Origin of the sequence: Corynebacterium sanguinis, assembly GCF_007641235.1 — a bacterium.
In the GTDB taxonomy this organism is placed as follows: Bacteria; Actinomycetota; Actinomycetes; order Mycobacteriales; family Mycobacteriaceae; genus Corynebacterium; species Corynebacterium sanguinis.
This window is the reverse complement of the sequence record NZ_CP038157.1, coordinates 1422699-1441059: the sequence shown is the minus strand read 5'-3', so window position 1 is coordinate 1441059 and position 18361 is coordinate 1422699. Positions and strand designations below refer to the sequence as shown.

The 18361-nt window shown below is 65.9% G+C and carries 20 protein-coding genes; 5 read left to right on the top strand and 15 right to left on the bottom strand.

Translation table 11 applies throughout. The annotated features are described in order from the left end of the window. Nucleotides 1-180: 180 nt before the first annotated feature. Together E3227_RS07005 and E3227_RS07000 are read left to right on the top strand one after the other, a co-directional pair. Complete coding sequence (locus E3227_RS07005) at nt 181-645, top strand: ArsR/SmtB family transcription factor (protein ID WP_170228649.1); 465 nt, start codon at nt 181-183, stop codon at nt 643-645. 9 nt (nt 646-654) lie between these two features. After that, nucleotides 655-1116, top strand: coding sequence for a Fur family transcriptional regulator (locus tag E3227_RS07000; RefSeq protein ID WP_144318011.1), 462 nt, complete (start codon nt 655-657; stop codon nt 1114-1116). Here E3227_RS07000 and E3227_RS06995 read toward each other — a convergent pair. From E3227_RS06995 to E3227_RS06980, 4 genes are read right to left on the bottom strand one after another with little or no spacing between them, the layout of a single operon-like run. Then, complete coding sequence (locus tag E3227_RS06995; protein ID WP_144318010.1) at nt 1113-1853, bottom strand: isoprenyl transferase; 741 nt, start codon at nt 1851-1853, stop codon at nt 1113-1115. The genes E3227_RS07000 and E3227_RS06995 overlap by 4 nt on opposite strands. A gap of 7 nt (nt 1854-1860) precedes the next feature. Next, the gene (gene recO / locus E3227_RS06990) at nt 1861-2586 is read right to left on the bottom strand and encodes a DNA repair protein RecO (protein WP_136652788.1); all 726 of its coding nucleotides are present in this window, start codon (nt 2584-2586) and stop codon (nt 1861-1863) included. Further along, nucleotides 2576-3490, bottom strand: coding sequence for a GTPase Era (gene era / locus E3227_RS06985; protein WP_136652789.1), 915 nt, complete (start codon nt 3488-3490; stop codon nt 2576-2578). The genes recO and era overlap by 11 nt, the downstream gene beginning before the upstream one ends. Nucleotides 3491-3499: 9 nt before the next feature. Then, nucleotides 3500-3964 carry a hypothetical protein gene (locus E3227_RS06980; protein ID WP_144318009.1) on the bottom strand — a complete coding sequence of 155 codons (465 nt, stop codon included), beginning with the start codon at nt 3962-3964 and terminating at the stop codon, nt 3500-3502. A gap of 160 nt (nt 3965-4124) precedes the next feature. Between E3227_RS06980 and E3227_RS11725 the strand changes: the two genes are divergently transcribed. Together E3227_RS11725 and E3227_RS11720 are read left to right on the top strand one after the other, a co-directional pair. Continuing rightward, on the top strand, nt 4125-4637 hold the full coding sequence (locus E3227_RS11725) for a hypothetical protein (protein ID WP_246062644.1): 513 nt from the start codon (nt 4125-4127) through the stop codon (nt 4635-4637). Then, nucleotides 4609-5559: an HNH endonuclease signature motif containing protein gene (locus E3227_RS11720; RefSeq protein ID WP_246062643.1), complete on the top strand. Its 951-nt coding sequence runs from the start codon at nt 4609-4611 to the stop codon at nt 5557-5559. The genes E3227_RS11725 and E3227_RS11720 overlap by 29 nt, the downstream gene beginning before the upstream one ends. A 63-nt stretch (nt 5560-5622) precedes the next feature. On the opposite strand, the gene pdxY is transcribed toward E3227_RS11720, so the two are convergent. The 10 genes from pdxY to E3227_RS06925 form a co-directional block, all read right to left on the bottom strand. Further along, nucleotides 5623-6474 (bottom strand): pyridoxal kinase PdxY, encoded by an 852-nt coding sequence (pdxY, locus tag E3227_RS06970; protein ID WP_144318008.1) that lies wholly within the window; start codon nt 6472-6474, stop codon nt 5623-5625. A 32-nt stretch (nt 6475-6506) separates the two neighbouring features. Beyond that, nucleotides 6507-7826: a hemolysin family protein gene (locus E3227_RS06965; protein WP_144318007.1), complete on the bottom strand. Its 1320-nt coding sequence runs from the start codon at nt 7824-7826 to the stop codon at nt 6507-6509. 5 nt (nt 7827-7831) lie between these two features. Next, nucleotides 7832-8395 carry an rRNA maturation RNase YbeY gene (ybeY, locus tag E3227_RS06960; RefSeq protein ID WP_136652793.1) on the bottom strand — a complete coding sequence of 188 codons (564 nt, stop codon included), beginning with the start codon at nt 8393-8395 and terminating at the stop codon, nt 7832-7834. After that, nucleotides 8392-9399, bottom strand: coding sequence for a PhoH family protein (locus E3227_RS06955; RefSeq protein WP_144318006.1), 1008 nt, complete (start codon nt 9397-9399; stop codon nt 8392-8394). The genes ybeY and E3227_RS06955 overlap by 4 nt, the downstream gene beginning before the upstream one ends. Before the next feature lie 11 nt (nt 9400-9410). Further along, nucleotides 9411-10115, bottom strand: a complete 705-nt coding sequence (locus E3227_RS06950; RefSeq protein ID WP_136652795.1) for a 16S rRNA (uracil(1498)-N(3))-methyltransferase — start codon at nt 10113-10115, stop codon at nt 9411-9413. After that, nucleotides 10112-11245 carry a molecular chaperone DnaJ gene (gene dnaJ, locus E3227_RS06945; protein WP_144318005.1) on the bottom strand — a complete coding sequence of 378 codons (1134 nt, stop codon included), beginning with the start codon at nt 11243-11245 and terminating at the stop codon, nt 10112-10114. Before dnaJ ends, E3227_RS06950 begins: the two co-directional genes overlap by 4 nt. A gap of 29 nt (nt 11246-11274) precedes the next feature. Then, nucleotides 11275-12294, bottom strand: a complete 1020-nt coding sequence (gene hrcA / locus E3227_RS06940) for a heat-inducible transcriptional repressor HrcA (RefSeq protein ID WP_144318004.1) — start codon at nt 12292-12294, stop codon at nt 11275-11277. A gap of 21 nt (nt 12295-12315) precedes the next feature. Then, the gene (gene hemW, locus E3227_RS06935) at nt 12316-13419 is read right to left on the bottom strand and encodes a radical SAM family heme chaperone HemW (RefSeq protein ID WP_136652798.1); all 1104 of its coding nucleotides are present in this window, start codon (nt 13417-13419) and stop codon (nt 12316-12318) included. Nucleotides 13420-13422: 3 nt separating this feature from the next. Next, complete coding sequence (locus E3227_RS06930) at nt 13423-14091, bottom strand: hypothetical protein (protein ID WP_136652799.1); 669 nt, start codon at nt 14089-14091, stop codon at nt 13423-13425. Nucleotides 14092-14187: 96 nt separating this feature from the next. Then, on the bottom strand, nt 14188-16005 hold the full coding sequence (locus E3227_RS06925) for an AMP-dependent synthetase/ligase (RefSeq protein WP_136652800.1): 1818 nt from the start codon (nt 16003-16005) through the stop codon (nt 14188-14190). A gap of 91 nt (nt 16006-16096) precedes the next feature. On the opposite strand from E3227_RS06925, the gene E3227_RS06920 reads away from it, so the two are divergent. Then, nucleotides 16097-18211 (top strand): 4-alpha-glucanotransferase, encoded by a 2115-nt coding sequence (locus tag E3227_RS06920; RefSeq protein ID WP_170228695.1) that lies wholly within the window; start codon nt 16097-16099, stop codon nt 18209-18211. Nucleotides 18212-18214: 3 nt separating this feature from the next. On the opposite strand, the gene E3227_RS11555 is transcribed toward E3227_RS06920, so the two are convergent. After that, nucleotides 18215-18355 carry a hypothetical protein gene (locus E3227_RS11555; protein WP_170228648.1) on the bottom strand — a complete coding sequence of 47 codons (141 nt, stop codon included), beginning with the start codon at nt 18353-18355 and terminating at the stop codon, nt 18215-18217. Nucleotides 18356-18361 lie beyond the last annotated feature (6 nt).

Below are 18361 nucleotides of genomic sequence, written 5' to 3'. Positions count from 1 at the left end.
GGTTTTAAGAACAGTGACAAAGCTAGTTTCCCAGTGTAGCGGGTCGCCAATTTCAATCGGTGTCGACGCCAAGCGGAGCGTTTCGCCCCACTCCGCGGACAGTCGTCTATCATATTCGGAAAAATATCTCTCCAAGTGCGACCAGCGCTTAGAATAGGTAATAGAAAGGGGCTGAGGGTCGTGAATGGTCTGCAACCGCGGGACGTCGAGCGAACGGCCGCGCTTGTGAGCGCTCTTGACTCCCCTCTGCGACTACAAATCCTCCTCCTCTTGCACACATCCCCGCACGTTGTGCACCAGATTGTGTTCACGTTGGACAAGTCGCAGCCCCTGATCAGCCAGCACCTGCGCGTGCTGAAGAAGTCCGGCCTCGTGGATGCGGTGAGGGCGGGTCGCGAGGTCGTGTACACGCTCGCTGAGCCCGCCGTTATTGACATCATTTTTCAGCTCGCTGACCTCACAACGGTTCGTAACACCGGCACGGGCGAAGACGAGCTTGCTTCTCGACGCCTCTCCGACGCCACCTCGACTACCGAGAATGGCCCGTCCGCGGGCGCGGTAGCGATCATCGATCCCCCTTCTGACATTCGGCCCTCGCGCGACCCCGGCCTGGTGCCATTCACACCGGGGCCTACTCGGGAATAGAATGGGGACATGTCTCGCACACCGTCGGCCACCCCTGCCCCCAAACGTCACACTCCCACGCCCAAGCTAGGCGTCCGCAATACATGGCAGCGCACCGCGGTCGTCGAAGCGCTGCGCGACATCGACAAGTTCGTCTCCGCTCGCCAAATCCACGACGCGCTTGAGCAGCGCGGCGAAAAGGTGGGCCTGACCACCGTCTACCGCACTCTGCAGTCGCTGGCCCAGGTGGAGGCCGTGGATGTACTGCAGAACAAGGACGGCGAGTCTCTCTACCGCCACTGCCTCACCGAGCATCACCACCACCACTTAATGTGCACCCAGTGCGGCCGCAGCGAAGAGATCGAAGGCGGCCCGGTGGAGCAGTGGGCGCAGCTCGTCGCACAGCGCTACGGCTACGAGTTGGTCGGGCACGACGCCGAGGTCTTCGGCGTGTGCCGCACCTGCCAGGAAGAACGCGGCAACAACGCTTAGGCGTTGTGCTCAATCGCGCCGCCGAAGCGGCGGTCGCGCTTGGCGTACTCCAGCACGGCAGCGAAAAGATCCTCGCGGGTGAAATCGGGCCACAACTTCTCCTGGTACACCATCTCCGCGTAGGCCGACTGCCACAAAAGGAAGTTCGAGGTGCGCTGCTCTCCTGAGGGGCGCAGGAAAAGGTCCACGTCCGGCATATCCGGCTGGTACAGCCACTGGTCGAAGGTGTCCTCGGTAATCTCGCTGGGGCGGATCTGGCCGTTGGCTGCGGCGTCGAGAAGCGAGCGCACTCCGTCGACGATCTCCGCGCGGCCACCGTAGTTGACGCACATCACCAGTGTCAGCCCGGTGTTGTCTTGGGTGAGCTCCTCGGCTTTTTCCAGCTCGCGGATCACGCTGCGCCACAGCCGCGGACGTCGACCGGCCCAGCGAATGCGCACGTTTTTGTCGTTTAGCTCGTCGCGGCGGTTGCGCAGCACGTCGCGGGAAAAGCCCATGAGGAAACGCACCTCCTCTGCGCTGCGGCGCCAGTTCTCCGTGGAAAACGCGTACGCCGATAGCCACTGCACAGTGCCGAGCTCGATGCAGGCATCGACGCAATCCATAAGCACGGCCTCGCCCCGCTTGTGGCCCTCCGTGCGCTTCAACCCGCGCTGCTGGGCCCACCTGCCGTTGCCGTCCATCACCACGGCGATGTGGCGAGGAATGAACTCGGGGGCAATGTCGGGTCTGGCCATTGCTCTATTATGCCTGCTCCATAATCTTCAAACTCTTCACGGCCGTCTCCAGATGCCAGTGCAGGTGGGCCGTGGTCAGCCGGTGCACCTGCTCCACCATGTCGGTGGCGGCCGGGTGGCCGTTTTGGATCAGCCACATCACGTGCAGGGTCTCCGGGTCGACGTCGGCCGAGCCGGGCGGGCGGCAGTTGTTGCACACCGCCCCGCCCGTCGGGGCGCTAAACGCCTTGTGCGGGCCCGGGGCCTGGCAGTTCGCGCAGTGAAACAGGCTCAGGCCCCAGCCGGCGTGCTCGGTCGCGCGCAGGATGAACGCGTCGAGGACGAGCGTGGGGTGCTGCTCGGGGTCTTGAAGTTGCTCCAGGGCGTCGCGGGTGGCGTCGAAAAGCGAGCTGCCCCGCTCGGCGTCAGAGTAGCTGAGCTTCTCCGCGGCCTCCAGGATCGCGCAGCCGGCGGCGTAGCGGTCAAAGTCCTCGATGATGCGGCCCGCGAAGTAGGCGACGGTGTCGGCGGCCGTGATAGTGGCCAGGTTGCGGCCCGGGTAGAGCTGGACGTCGATGTCCACGAAGGGCTGGATCCGTGATCCGAAGCGCGAGCGGGACTTGCGCACGCCCTTGGCCACGCTGCGCACGAGACCGTGGTGCCGAGTCAGCAGCACCACGACGCGATCGGCCTCGCCGAAATCGTAGGTACGCACCACGAATGCGCGGTCGCGGTAGCTCTCCCTAGAAGCCAAGACGCCCCAGCGCCTTCGGGTCCGACTGCCAGTTCTTCAGCACCTTGATGCGCAGGTCAAGGAAGACGTTCTGGCCGAGCAGCTCAATGATCTGCTTGCGCGCGCGGTGCACGATGCCAGAGAGCCGCCGCCCGTCCGGGCCCTCGATAATCTTCTTCTGCCCCGGGCGCTCGAGGAACATCACGGCGTAAATCCGCAGGCGCTCGGGGTTGTCCGGGTCCGGGTGCATCTCATCGATCTGCACCGCCACCGAGTGCGGCAGCTCCTCGCGCAACCCCTGGAGCGCTTCCTCGCGGATCAGCTCGGAGATCCGCGTCTCCGTGTCCTCGTCGGTGACGTGGCCTTCCGGGTAGAACTGCGGGCCCTCGGGCAGGTGGTCGACAAGGATGTCCAGCAGCACGTCGAGCTGCACGGCCTCGGTCGCGGAGACGGGCACGACCTCGCAGTCTTCACCGAGCAGGTCGTGCAGCTCCACGAGCCGCTCGCCCACGGTGTCCTTGTTGGCCTTGTCCAACTTTGTCACGATGCCGACGATCGGGGCGTTGGGCTTGATCGTGCGGATCTGCTCCAGGATGAAGCGGTCGCCGGGGCCGATCTTCTCATCCGCCGGGACGGTGAAACCGATGACATCGACGTCGGCGAAGGTGTCGCGGACGACGTCGTTAAGCCGCTCGCCGAGCAGCGTGCGCGGGCGGTGCACGCCAGGCGTATCGACGACGATGACCTGCGCATCCTCACGGTTGATGATGCCGCGGATCGGGTGGCGCGTCGTCTCCGGCTGGTCCGCCATGATGGCGATTTTCTCCCCCACCAGCGCGTTCGTCAGCGTCGACTTACCCGTGTTCGGGCGACCGACGAAGCTGACGAAGCCGGAGCGGAAGCCCTCAGGCGTATTTAGGTCCATGGGGCCATCTTAGCGGCGGGGGCGTCGCTTCCAGAACGCCACGATGGCTACCCACAGGCCGATCGGCCACAACGGCCACCACATGTAATGGGCCAGCAAGAACGCGCGGTGCCACCCGTGGGTCTCGAGGATGGGATTGTCCTCCCCATTGAGCGTCATCACTGTAAAGCGAATCATGGTGTCGCCGACAAGGAGCGTGAGCAGAGCCGCACCTATCGACGCCACGCCAGCCACCAGCCACAGCGGGAACTTCTCACCCCACGGTCTAACGAGCGCGAACATGAGCGCCGCAGCGATCGTTTCGGCGACGATCAGGCCGACGACGTACCACGTTAGATCCCGTTGGTACTCGGGAGCGAGCTCCCAGCCCGCTCCCCACACGAGCATGTGGATACGCCACAGCACCGGAAGGAGGGCTGCGACGAATGCTATCCACGTCCATCGCACAGCCCATTTCTGTGGCGGTCGTTGCATGCCGGCAACCTACCACAGCCATTGTCAGGTTGCGCACTTTAGTGCCATTTTAGCACCTGTGTTCGTCAGGATGTTGGCTATAATTGGACACGCACATTCGAAACCAGAGGGAGGGGCAGTGAGCTAGCTCGCATCGCTTATCGACGTTTACGCCGACGTTTTGGAGCAGTTCTGTGCACTTTTCGAGGCCCCGTCCACCCTCCCCCTGTCCGAGATTCACGCCGATATGGAACGGCTGGAGAAGGTATCCTCCAAGAAAGCGTTCCTCGACGCATCTTTCGCCCATGTGCGCGTCCGCGACAATGCCGGTGCGCTCGTCGGCGGCACGTGGGCGAGCGACTACTTGGAGAAGGCTCTGGACATTTCGCGCGCGGAGGCGTTCCGGCGCATCGACCGGGGCAGGGACCTGTTCGATCCACCGGCGGGTTCTTCGGATTTGTCGGATGAGGCTGCGGATCCCGCGGGAGAGGATGGTGTCCCAGATGCAGATGCCCCTCCCCTGTTCCCTCCCGGCGCCGGGTCGCGCGACGACACTCGCTCAGACTTTCAGGAGGTCTCTGCCGAGAAGCAAGCCATCATCAACTGTGAGCTGCGTCAGCTGACCAAACACGCTGCGTGCGAGCGCCCCGGCATCTTTGCGCGCGATGAAGCAAGTGAAGACGCGCACTCCTGACGACCTGCGCGCCGTGGTGCGCCGCATGGTGGACCGCGCCAACCGCAAACACAAGCCCACCGACGACCCGAACGCCGGTTTTAATAAACGCAACGTGCATTTTTCTCCGAAGAAGTCGGACGGAACGCGCACAATGAGCGTTTCTCTGACCGAAGCCCACTACGCGCTCGTCAAGGCCCTGCTGGACCAGAATTCCGGGCCCGGTTCCAACGTCGGCGAGGAGTCCGCCGAGGATTCGCGTCTACCGGGGCAGCGCAAGTTTGACCAGCTGTGGAACATCATGATGCAGTACGAGCACGGCCGGCAGGCGAAAAACAAGGGCGCCGCGTCCGTGGTCGTGTCGATCACGTTGGACGACCTTGCCAACGCGGACTACACCACCACGTTCATGAACAACACCGGTGTGGAGCTGACGTGCTTCGACCTGGTGCGCCTGGGAATGGGTGGGACCGAGGACTTCATTCTGCAGATCGACCGCGCCACAGGCGTGCCGCTCTCGCTTGGCCGGACCCGCCTGGCCAGTGTGGAGCAGCGCATCGGGGCACTGGCCATCCAAGGCGTCTGCGCCTGGACCGGCTGCTCGGTGCCCACGTTCGAGGCCGAAATCCACCACATCCTGTCCTACATTCGCGGCGGGAACACGGATATGCAGAATCTAGCCGCTATGTGTCGCCGCCACCACCGGTTCAACAACGACGCCCGAGACGGCTCGCACGGCAGATCCCACGTCGAGAGAAACCCCGCGACGGGCAGAATCGGCGTGGTCAACCCCGATGGCAGCATCGAGTACAACGACACGCAAGGGTTCCACGACTCAGCCTGGGCGAAGCTTTTCCGGCGCGGACGCATCAGCGGCCTCAGCGCCCCCGGCCTGCCACCGGCCCCGCCTGTCTTTCCCGCCGAGCCCAAAGCCAGCGCCTAACGCCCACACGCCCCGCTTTCCCTCGACGGGAACCGGGCGGCTTGGCGCGTGTTAGCACACCGTTTACAGTGCCTCTACCTCAAACTGCAGCCGCGGCTGCGCGTAGGCGTCCTGCGCCTCCACCAGCAGCAGCTCCCCTGCCCCCGCCTCATAGGTCGTCGACAGCAAATCAAACACCGACGAGGCCGTGCGCGCCAACGCGTCCGCGGCATCACCGCTGCGGATGTAGTGGCCGGTAAACAGCGCCGAGGCCACATCACCCGACCCGTTGCGCTTAAACGGCAACCGTGGCGTGCGCACAATCCACGACCCCTTGTCGTCGACCACGATCATTTCGAGGAAGTTCTCGGGATCCGCCTCGGGGCGCTCGACGGACGTGACCAGCACGGTCCGCGGCCCCATCTCGCGGGCCGCCGCAACCGCGTCCAGCGTCGAGTCCAGGTCCGTCGCCTCCCGGCTGGTCAGGTACCCCAGCTCGAACTGGTTCGGGGTGATGATGTCGGCCACCGGCACCACGCGGTCGCGCAGCAGCGGCGGGATGGTGTCGGCGACGAAGCAACCCGACTTCGCGTTGCCCATCACCGGGTCGCACGCGTAGACGGCCGCGGGGTTGAGCTCCTTGACGCGAGCAACGGCGTCGATGATCACCCCCGCGATGTCGTCGCCGCCCTGGTAGCCGGACAGCACCGCGTCGACCTGACCCAGCGCCCCGCGCTCGTCTATACCGGCGATCACGTCCGCGACGTCCGCAGCCGGGATCATCGGGCCCCGCCACGCGCCGTAGCCGGTGTGGTTAGAGAAGTTGACGGTGTAGACCGGCCACACCTCGTGCCCGATGCGCTGCAGCGGGAACACTGCCGCCGAGTTGCCCACGTGGCCGTAAGCGACGGCCGACTGGATGGAGAGGATGTTCATAGTCCCCTATTGTGCACCACGCCCGCTGGCGGCTACTGAGCGGACTGGTACTCGTCGACCACGTCGGGCAACTCGATGAGCACGCTGCGCACCTTGATGCGGCCGCGGCGGTCGCGCCCACCCTCGGCGGTGAAGCGCAGCTCGGAAACTTCCACCGAGGACCCGGGCAACGGAACGCGGCCGAGCTCGAAGGACAGCAGTCCGGCGACAGTGTCCACCGAGTCGACGATCTCGTCGTCGAAGGACAGCTCGTAGCCGACGTTGTCCTGCAGATAGTCCACCAGGTCGTCGAGAGGCAGGCGCGCCTGCGCGCGGTAGCGCGGCCCTTCAAGCGGCTCGATCGGCGCCATCTCCGCCTCGTCGTACTCGTCGGTGATCTCGCCGACGATCTCCTCCAGCAGGTCCTCCATGGTCAACAGGCCGGCGACGCCACCGTACTCGTCGATAAGCATGGCGATGTGCGTGCCTCGCTGCTGCATCTCGTGGAGCAGTACGTCGAGCGGCTTCGACTCGGGGATGAACAGCGGCTCGCGCATCACGTCCGCGATTGAGGTCGCCGGGTCGAGGGGGCGGCCGTCCGGAGTGAACATGTCCTTGAGGTAGACAACGCCCACGATGTCGTCGGCGTTCTCCCCGATCGCGGGTACGCGCGAGTGCCCGGAGCGCACCATCAGGCGCGTGGCCTGCCCCACGGTCTTTTCCGCCTCGATCCAGATCATCTCCGGGCGCGGCACCATGACCTGCTTGGCGTAGGTGGAGGCTAAGTCGAAGATGTTCTGGATCATGCGGTGCTCGGTGGTCTCCACCACCCCGCGCTCCTGGGCGATGTCCACCATCTCGCGCAGCTCGATCTCCGTGGCGTAGGGGCCCTCGCGGAAGTCGCGGCCCGGGTGGAAGAGGTTGCCCACCCAGATCAAAAGCCGCGCCACCGGGCCAAGGACCACGTTGAACGCCACGAGCCACTGGGCGGCGCGCAGCGAGATCGAGTACGGGTTGCGCCGCCCCGCCGTGCGGGCGAACACGCCGATGATGCCGAACTGCAGCAGCGTCACACCGGCGACCGCGACGAAAATCGCCCAGGAGACAGCCCCAAACAGATCCAGCGTGAACATGGCGGCGAAGACGGCGGCGGTGACGTCCAGCACCGTACGCACCATGACCAGCATGTTGACCTGATTCGCCCGCGAATCGACGACCCGCATCAGCGCCCGGGAGCCCGGGACGTCGTCCTTGAGCATGCTCTCCACGCGCGCCCGCGAGATCGGGGCGAGCGCCGATTCCACGGACCCGAGCAGGCCCGAGGCGAGCAGCGCGGCGAGCGCGACCACCGCGTATGTGACGGTGAACTCCACGAGCGCTACTGCTCCTTCATCCGGCGGTCGAGGTCGTCGCGGTCGGCGGCGGAGGGAAACGCCTGGGCCCCGGTGGGCTTCGGCTGGTACTGCACCCCGCGCGCGGCGAGGTTGTCGTACCAGTCGGCGAGGATCTCGTTTTGCAACGAGAACATCTCGCGCTCGTCCTCGGGCGCGATGTGGTCGTAACCGAGCAGGTGCAGCACGCCGTGGACGGTCAGCAGCGCCAGCTCGTGGCCGAGGTCGTGGCCCGCGAGCTCCGCTTGCCTACGATCAAAGGCCGGGCACAAAATGATGTCGCCAAGCATCGCCGGGCCGGGCTGCGCCGCATCCGGGCGGCCGCCGCCGGGGGTGAGCTCGTCCATGGGGAAGCTCATCACGTCGGTGGGCCCCTCGAGGTCCATCCAGCGGACGTGGAGGTCCGCCATCGTGGGCTCGTCGACGAGCGTGATGGTCACCTCGGTCTCAGGGTGGACGTCCATGGCGGCCAGTGCGAAGGAGGAGACGTCGACGAGCATCTCTTCGTTGATGTCGCCCTCGCCGGACTCGTTTAGCACCTCGATGCTCATGGCAGCGCCCTTTCTCGCTCCGCCTGCTTCTTCTCGTAGCGCGCCGCGTTGGTGGCGTCGTGGCGATCGTAGGCCTCGACGATGCGCGAGATCAGGTGGTGGCGCACCACGTCCTCCGCGCTGAGCTCCTCGATGTAAATGTCGTCGATGCCACCGAGGATGCGCCGCGCCACGCGCAGCCCGGAGACCGTGCCACTGGGCAGGTCCACTTGGGAGACGTCACCGGTGACCACCATCTTCGAGCCGAAGCCGAGGCGGGTCAAAAACATCTTCATCTGGCTGCCCGTGGTGTTCTGCGCCTCGTCGAGGATGACGAAGGCGTCGTTGAGCGTGCGCCCGCGCATGTACGCCAGCGGGGCGACCTCGATGATGCCGGCATCGAGCAGCTTCGGGATCATCTCGGGGTCCAGCATGTCGCGCAGAGCGTCGTAAAGCGGGCGCAGGTACGGGTCGATCTTGTCGTTGAGCGTGCCGGGCAGGAAGCCGAGCTTCTCGCCGGCCTCGACGGCCGGGCGGGTCAGGATGATGCGTTTGACCTGCTTGGATTGCAGCGCTTGGACCGCCTTCGCAACCGCGAGGTAGGTCTTGCCCGAACCCGCAGGCCCGATGCCGAACGTGATGGTGTTCTCGTCGATCGCGTCGACGTAGCGGCGCTGGCCTGCGGTTTTCGGCCGAATCACCTTGCCGCGGCGCGCCACGATCTCGGCGCCGAGGATCTCCGCGACCGACTCCGGCGCCTCGGTCTCCATAATCCGAGTGGCGTGGACCACGGTGTCGGGCCCGACAGGCACCCCGCGGCGCGCCATCGATTCAATCTCGTCGAGGACCCGGGTGGCGTGGGCCACCGCGGCGACGGGCCCGCGCAGCGTGACCGTGGTGCCGCGGGCGTGGATGTCCGCGCCGAGCTGCTGGTTCAGCACCCGCAGGTTGTCGTCGTTGATACCGAGCACCGCCTGGGCGTAGGTCGAGTCGAGCTCAACCTTGCGCGTCACCAGTTCTTCCATAATGTGAAACCCTACCAGCGCCCCGTGACAGCGCCGATCGCGCACAGCGCCGCGAGCCCCGCCGAGGCTGTGCGCAACACCTCCGGGCCGAGTTTGACGGCCTCGGCGCCCAGGCTCTCGAGCTCCTCGGGCCCGATGCCGCCCTCCGGCCCGACGATGACAAAGACCTCGTCGGCGAACTCGATGTCCGTGATCGACCGCTTCGCGTCCTCGTGCAGAACGAGCGCCTGCTTGCCGACAACCCGCTCGCGCAGCTGGTTCGTCGTCACAGGCTCCGCCACCTGAGGCACCCACGCCCGGCGCGACTGCTTGGCTGCCTCGCGCGCCACCGCCTGCCACTTGGCCACTTGCTTGGCCTGCTTGTCCGCGGGCCAGCGCGCGATGGTGCGCTGCGAGATCCACGGCACGATCGCGTCGGCGCCGCCTTGTACGGCCAAGTCGACGGCGAGCTCGGCGCGGTCCGCCTTCGGGATGGCTTGGACGACGGTGACGCGCGGGGTTGGCTTCGGCACCTGGGTGAGCCCCAGCACCTCGCCGCGCAGGAGGTCCTTACCGCGGATCTCGGTCACCGTGACCTCGGCGGCGGTGCCGGCGCCGTCGACAAGCATGATGCGCTCGCCCACGGCAATGCGCTTGACCGTGACCGCGTGGCGGCCCTCCGCCCCGTCGAGCTCGCCGCGGGCGGGGTCCGGGGTGATGAAGACCGGCAGGCTCATCGGCGGAAGCGGCCGCGCATCCGGCCGAAGAAGGACTCGTTGTGGCCGGCGTCCTCGCTGGCCACCGACGCGGAGTGGGCGTGGCCGTCGCGCAGGCCCTCGAGCGCCTCGCGCTCCTCGGGGCGAAGCTCCGTGGGCACGACTACCTCAATGTGCGCGATCATGTCGCCGGCCTCCTGGCTGCGCAGCCGCGGCATGCCAGCGCCGGTGAGCACGACGCGCTCGTTCGGCTGGGTGCCTGCCGGCACCTCAATCGAGGCCTCGCCGCCGCTGAGAGTATCCACCGTTAACGAGGTGCCCAGGGCCGCCTCGTACATCGGCACCGTCACGCGCAGATGCAGGTTGTCGCCCTCACGCGCGAAAACTGGGTGCGGCTGCGTGTGAACCTCGACGTACAGATCGCCTGCGGGCCCGCCGCCGTGGCCGACCTCACCCTGGCCCGCCATGCGGATCCGCATGCCGTCGGCGATACCGGCCGGGATGTTCACAGTCAAATCGCGGCGCGAGCGCACCCGGCCATCTCCCGCGCACTGGCGGCAGGGATCCTTGATCAGCTCGCCGAACCCGCGGCACTTGGGGCAGTCGCGGGTGGTCATGATGTTGCCGAGGAAAGACTGCTGGACCTCCTCAACCGAGCCAGTGCCGTGGCAGTGGTCGCAGGTCACCGGCTTCGACTTCGATTCGGACCCGGTGCCGGTGCAGGCGTCGCACAAGACGGCGGTGTCGACGGTGACTTCCTTCTTTACGCCGGTGAAGGCGTCGTCAAGCGTAATGGCGGTGCGCAGCAGGGCGTTATTGCCGGGCTGCACGCGCGAACGCGGCTCACGGCCCTGGCCTGCGCCTCCGAAGAAGGCCTCGAAAATGTCGCCGAAGCCACCAAACCCGCCTGCCCCGCCCGGCCCGGCGGCGCCTTGCTCCATCGGGTCGCCGCCGCGGTCAACGATGTGGCGCTTGGAGGGGTCGAGCAACACCTCCTGCGCCATGGAGATCTCGCGGAACTTCTCCGCGGCCTCCTCGGACGGGTTGACATCCGGGTGGTACGTGCGCGCCAGCTTGCGGTACGCCCTCTTAATCTCCTGCTCGGTCGCCTCGCGGTCGACGCCGAGGATCCCGTAATAGTCACGAGCCACTGTCTCAGATACGCCTTTCTAAAAAGCTTCTACTCTCCACGCAGGATCCCGCTAATGTAGCGGGCCACCGTGGCAACCTTTTGAATCGTACCGGGGTAGTCCATGTAAGTGGGACCCACCACCCCTAGACCGCCGAGGGCTTCCCCGGTGCCGTATGCAGTTGTAACAATCGAGGCGCGGGAAAATTCCTCGTCCTCGTTCTCGCGGCCGATGCGCACGCTGACGCGCTCGAGCTCCTGGGCACTGGCGAGCAACTTGAGCACCACAACCTGCTCCTCGAGCGCGGCGATGACGCTATGCAGATCGCCCCCGGAGGCGGAGACGTGGGTGAGGTTGGCGGCACCCGCGATGAGCAGCCGGTCGCTCGGGGTGTCCACGAGCGTTTCAATGAGCACCGCGGTGGCGCGCTCGACGGCGTCCGCAATCCGCGCGTCGGCGAGCTCCGCCAGCTTCGCCAGCGACGTCGAGGCCTCCGACATCGTGGCCCCGACCAGCACGGTGTTGAGGGCGTCGCGGAGCAGGCGCACGTCCTCGACGGCGAGTGCGGTGGCGAGCTCGACGTTGCGCTGGTCCACCCGGCCCGAGTCGGTGATGACCACCAGGAGCAGACGCGTCGGCGCCAACGCCACCACCTCGCAGTGCTTCACCCGCGACACCTCGAGGGTGGGCAGCTGCACTACGGCGGCCTGGTTGGTAATCTGCGCGAGCAGCTGCACCGAGCGGCGCAGCACGTCCTCAAGGTCGGTGCCGTTTTCCAAAAAGTCCAAGATCGCGTGGCGCTCCGGCGCCGAGAGCGGCTTGACCCCGTGCAGCGCGTCGACGAAGGCGCGGTAACCCTTCTCCGTGGGCACACGGCCAGAACTGGAGTGCTGCTGGGCGATGAAGCCCTCCTTTTCCAGCACCGACATGTCGTTGCGGATCGTCGCGGAGGAAACGCTCAGGTTGTGCCGCTGCACGAGCGACTTCGAGCCCACCGGCTCCTGCAGGGCGATGTAGTCGGCCACGATGGCGCGAAGCACCGCCTGCCTGCGATCTTCTGCCCCACTCATGCCCACCACCTTACCCGCGCGCTATTCCGCCGCCAGAATGTCGGTGATGATGCCGTCGGCAAACAGGCGCCCCGCGTCCGTGACCGCGACCCGCTCGCCCACGGAGAGCAGACCCGCGCGCGCATGCTTGTCGACGACCCCCCACGCGCTCTCGCCTATCCACTCGCGCGGGATTCCCTCCTTCAACCGCAACCCCAGCATGATCGCCTCGAAGTGTTGCTCCTGCGCGGTCAAAGATTCCTGATCCGCGATAGGCAGCGATCCGCCGGCGAGCAGCTCGCTGTAGCGTTCGGGGCGCTTGACGTTGTGGAATCTCGTGGTGCCGATGAAGCTGTGGGCGCCGGGGCCAGCTCCCCACCACTGCCCCCCGCGCCAGTATAGGAGGTTGTGCCGGCACTGCCCGCCTTCACGCGCCCAGTTAGACACCTCGTACCAGCCGAAGCCAGCGTCCTCGAGGGTGCCCGAGATGATCTCGTAGCGGTCGGCGTAGACGTCCTCGCTCGGTTCCGGCAGCTCCCCGCGACGGACCTTCCGAGCCATCGCGGTGCCGTCCTCGACGATCAGCGAGTACGCGCTGACGTGGTCGACGCCCGTTGAGAGCACCGCATCGAGGGTTGCCCGCACATCGTCATCCGTTTCCGTCGGGGTGCCGTAGATCATATCGAGGTTGACGTGCTCGAACCCGGCGTCCAGCGCCTCTTTCGCCGCCGAGACGGCGCGGCCCGGGGTGTGCATACGGTCGAGCACCTTGAGAACAGGTGTCGAGGCGGACTGCATCCCCAGCGACACCCGGGTGAACCCGGCTTCAAGCAGGCCCTCGAAATACTCCGGGCTGGTGGACTCCGGGTTCGACTCCGTGGTCACCTCCGCGCCAGGTTTCAGGCCGACGTGGGTGTGCACCATCTCCATGATGCGACCCAACCCCGCCGCCCCGAGCAGCGAGGGCGTTCCGCCTCCGATGAACACGGTGTCCGCGGGGGAAGTATCCGCCTTCGCCAACTCGGCTTCTAGCGCGCGCAGGTACGTTTCGTGCGAGGTTTCGACCTCGGTGGGCGTGTAGGTGTTGAAATCGCAGTAGCCACAGCGGGTCGCGCAGAACGGCACGTGGATGTACAGGCCGAACAAGATCTAGGCACCCCGGCGTGAGCGCTTCGCGGCGACCTTGGCCACGATCGCGTCAATCCGCGCGCGCTCCGCCAAAAACGTCGGCGGGTTCGAACCGCGCATCGTGCGGGTGAACGCGGGGTGGTCGACGCAGACGGTTTCCATCCACCCTTCGACAGCAGCCTCGACGAGCTCGCCGACGCGGGCATAAAGGTGCGGCAGGCTCACCGCACCGAGTTCGCGGGCGACCATGTCGGTTTGCTCGAGGGTGAAGCTGACGATTTCGGTCAGATGCTGCACAGTCAGCTCGGTACGGCCGGTCAGCGCGTCGTTCATCGTGCGCACCGAAAACGGCGCGGTAAGCGGGTAGAGGTCTTCCAGGCCGATCGCGTCGAGGAACTCCGGTTCAGGGATGCGCTCCTCGGCGGACGCCGAGGCGGAAAGCACGCCGGCGCGCATCCCCGAGGTCAACGCTTGCCGCAACCCGATCAGCTCGCCGACGACGCGGCGCGCGTCCTGGCGGGCGTCATCGATGATTTCCGAGAACTCTGCGAGGCAGTCGTCAGTGAGCTCGCCGTCGTAATCGGCAATCGATTCCGCGATGTGCTCGATATACTCCGCGACCTCGTCACCGATGTTGTAGATTTCCTGGGTCAGCTCACGATGGCGCAGCACCGCGGCGGTTTTCTGCACGATCCATCCCCCTTCAATCTACCTTTGCAACATGTGACGATTCGCTGGGGAAATGGTAGCGCCCGCGCGGTGAGAATCCGCGCGGCGCGCCGAGACTTAGCGTTGGTAGAGCGCTTCGATCTCGTCGGCGAAGCGCTTGACGACGACGTTGCGCTTGACCTTCATCGTCGGGGTGATCTCGTCCTCTTCCTCGCGCAGGTCGCGCTCGAGGATGCGGAACTTCCTGATTCCCTCCGCCTTGGACACGGTCTTGTTTGCCGTGTCCACGGCGGACTGCACGGCCGCGATCAACTTGTCGTTGTTCTTCAGCTCGCTGAGCGGAGCGTTCTCGTCGATGCCGTTCTTCGCCTTCCACCGCTTCAGCTCAGCCTCGTCGATGGTGACCAGCAAGCCGACGAACGGCCTGCCATCGCCGACCACGATGGCATTCGCGATCAGCTCGTCCTGGGTAAGGACCTCTTCGAGCGGGCCCGGGGAAACATTCTTGCCTCCAGCGGTAACGATGAGATCCTTCTTACGTCCCGTGATGCGGATGAAGCCGTCGTCGTCAATCTCGCCGAGGTCTCCGGTGGAGAACCAGCCGTCCTTCATGGACGCCTCGGTGGCCTCGGGGTTATTCCAATACGACTTCGATACACCGTCACCGCTGAACTGAATTTCGCCTTCCTCGGTCACACGCGCCTTAAAGCCCGCCACCGGGCGACCGACGGTGCCGATGCGCATCTGGCCGGGCTCGTTCACGGAGGCAGCGGCAGTCGTTTCGGTCAGACCGTAACCTTCGTAAATGGTGATCCCCATGCCACGGAAGAAGTGCAACAGGTCGGCGCCGATCGCCGAGCCGCCGGAGATCGCGACCTGCACCTGCCCGCCCATCGCAGCCTTCACCTTGGAGTAGACGAGCTTGTCAAACAACGTGGCTTTTGCTTTAAGCAGCAAGCCGGGGCCCTTGGTAGTATCCAGCGCCTTGGAATACTCCACGGCCGTCTTGTCTGCAGCCAGGAAGATTCGCTTCGCCACGTCGGAACTGTCGGCCGCCTGGTTGTAAGCCCCCGCACGAACTTTCTCGAACACTCGTGGCACGCCGAGCACCAGGGCGGGCTTGGAGCGCTGGAATTCCTTGGTGATGGTTGAGGTGTCGCCCCAGTGAGACTGGGTCGCCCCCGCGATCATGAGGGTGAAGGTCACGGCACGCTGGAGGACGTGGGCCAGCGGCAGGAATATCACGGCGTGCTTGCCCACAGGGTCACCGAGCGAGGTGACAATCTTGCTCGACAGCAGGCCGCGAGCCTCGTGGTACCAGTTGATGTGAGTCAGGTTGACTCCCTTGGGGCGCCCGGTCGTACCTGAGGTGTACACGATGGACGCGAGGCTGTCGTGGGTGATGTTGGCGACCCGGTCGTCGACAAGCGCCTGCTCCACATCTGTGCCGTCCGAGGTGATCTGTTCGATGCCTTCGGACTCGAATTCCACGACGCGCACACCCTCCTTGCCTGAGGCGGCGAGGACGTTGTTCACGGCTTCGGCGTGCGCGGCAGTCTCGGCAAAAACGAGCTTCGCGCCGGAGTCCTCGAGAATCCACTCGATCTGGTTCTCGGAGCTCGACGGATAAATCGGCACAGTTACCGCACCCGCGGTGAGGATGGCAAAGTCTGCCAGGGACCATTCGTAACGCGAATCCGAAAGAACCACGACGCGGTCCCCCGGCTCAATGCCGTTGGCGATCAACCCCTTGGCCAACGCGTATGCGCTGGCGACGAAGTCATCGGCGGTGATATCGACCCATCCCGCACCGTTCGGCCTTTGGAACAAGACGACCTCCGGGCGGGACTCGCTCAGCTGAATAACGTCGCTGACGACATTCTCTTCTGGCTGGATGGTGAAATCAGGTTCAACGGTAAACGTGGCACTAGTCATAATCGACAACACTACCCTTACGTGTCACTCCAATGACGACGCCGGGTGACTTTTGGCACAATTGCTTGATGTGACGCACCCAGACCACCTCATGGCCCTTGCTACCGCCTACGGGCTCGGATCTCACTACCGGGCGTCGAACGGTCTGATCACCGAGCCCCCTGCTTCCTCCTACATACAGCTGCTCCGCGCCCTCGGGGTGGAACTTACCGACACTCCCGGCGCCGAGGAGTTGCAGTTCTTCCTCGAAGCCAAGCGCGAGCGCGAAGCCACCCGGCCGCTGCCCGCGTGCGTGGTGGCCACGGCGGGAAGCGAAAAGCACTTCAACGCCCACGTGCACGACGGCCATCCCGCCCACTGCTGGATCCGGCTCGAGGACGGCTCCAGCCGCGACGCCTACCAGGATGAGAACTGGACCGCGCCCTACACCGCCGCCGACGGGACCACGTGGGGGGAGGCCACCTTCCACGTTCCCGGTGACCTTCCCGTCGGGTGGCACGAGCTGAACTTAGAGTCCGACAACGTGGAGGCGACCTGCACCCTCATCGTCGTGCCAGGCGCGCTTGAGACGAACCAGCGCTTCATCGCCAGCCCGACCTGGGGCGTGATGGCGCAGCTGTACTCGGCGCGCTCGAAGCGCTCCTGGGGCATCGGCGACTTAGGCGACCTCGGGCTGCTCGCCGAGATTGTGGGTGCCGAAGGTGCGGATTACCTGCTGATCAACCCGGTCCACGCCGCCGAGCCGGAACCTCCCGTGGAGGATTCGCCGTACCTGCCCACCTCGCGGCGCTTCATCAACCCCATCTACATCGCGGTGGAGGACGTGGCCGAATGGGACACGGTGGACGCGGACATCCGCGAGGACATAACCGCGACTGCGGCGCCGCTGAAGGAATCGAACTCCTCCGCGAAGCCGATCAACCGCAACGACATCTTCGCCGTCAAGCTCGCCGCGTTGCGGGAACTGTTCTACGTTGCCGAGCAGGACGCGCGTCGCCGGGAAGCCTTTGCGGCGTTCATCGCAGATGAAGGCGAAGGGCTCGTCGAGTTTGCACGGTGGTGCGCCGCCCAGGCCGCCGCCCCCGGGCGCCATGCCGGACGCGGCGGCGCGCACGACGAGGAGACGGTGCGCTTCTACATGTGGCTGCAGTTCGTCGCCGACGAGCAGCGCCGCGCCGCCCAGCAGCGGGCGAAGGGCGCCGGGATGGACATCGGCATCGTCACCGACCTCGCCGTCGGCGTCCACCCCGGCGGCGCGGATGCCGCCACGTTGAGCGACGTGCTTGTCCAGGACGCCTCCGTCGGCGCCCCGCCGGACCAGTACTCGCAGCAGGGCCAGGACTGGTCCCAGCCGCCGTGGGACCCCACCGCCCTGGCCGAGGCGGGGTACGCACCGTGGCGCGACCTGCTGCGCACCGTCCTGCGCCACTCCGGCGGCGTGCGCGTCGACCACATCCTGGGGCTGTTCCGCCTGTTCTGGATCCCGCGCATGGAGTCGCCGACCGAGGGCGCGTACATGAACTACGACCACGAAGCCATGATCGGCGTGCTCGCGCTGGAGGCGCAGCGCGCCGGCGCGATCGTCGTCGGCGAGGACCTGGGCACCTTCGAGCCGTGGGTCCAGGACGTGCTGCGGGACAAGGGAATCCTGGGCACCTCGGTGCTGTGGTTTGAGTCCACCCAGCCCGGGGGCTCCCCGAAGCACCCGGGCCAGTACCGCAACCTGTGTTTAACGTCCGTGGGCACCCACGACCTGCCGCCGACCGCGGGCTACCTCAAGGGCGCCCACAACGAGCTGCGCGTCGAGCTCGGCCTGGTGGAGGAGACGCTCGAGGAGCTCAACGCCACCGACGCGGTGTGGATGGGCGCGGTGCTCGACGTCGTGCGCGAGGCCGGGGCCTTCGAGGGCACCGATTTAACCGAGCGCGAGTTCGCCGGGCTGGCACCGTCCGAGTTCGGCGACGTTGAGGACCTGCTCGTCGGGCTCAACCGCTTCGTCGCCTCCACGCCGTCGGCGCTGACCTGCACGAACCTGGTGGACATGGTGGGCGACGTGCGGATCCAGAACCAGCCCGGCACCAACGCCGAGCAGTACTCCAACTGGTGCATCCCGCTTGCCGACGCCACGGGCACGGCAGTGCTTATCGACGACCTCCCTGACAACGCGTTGTTCCGGCGCGTCGCCAAGGCGTCGAAAAGAAGCTAGCTCTTAGATCAGCCCCGCGATCGCGGCGATGACCACGAGCGCGAGCATGACGTAGAGCACCTGCGTGACGCGCGACTGGGGGTACTTCCGGCGCGCCTTCGGCAGCTGGGCGTCCTGCCTGCGCAGTTCTTCGGGGTTGGCCATAATGGG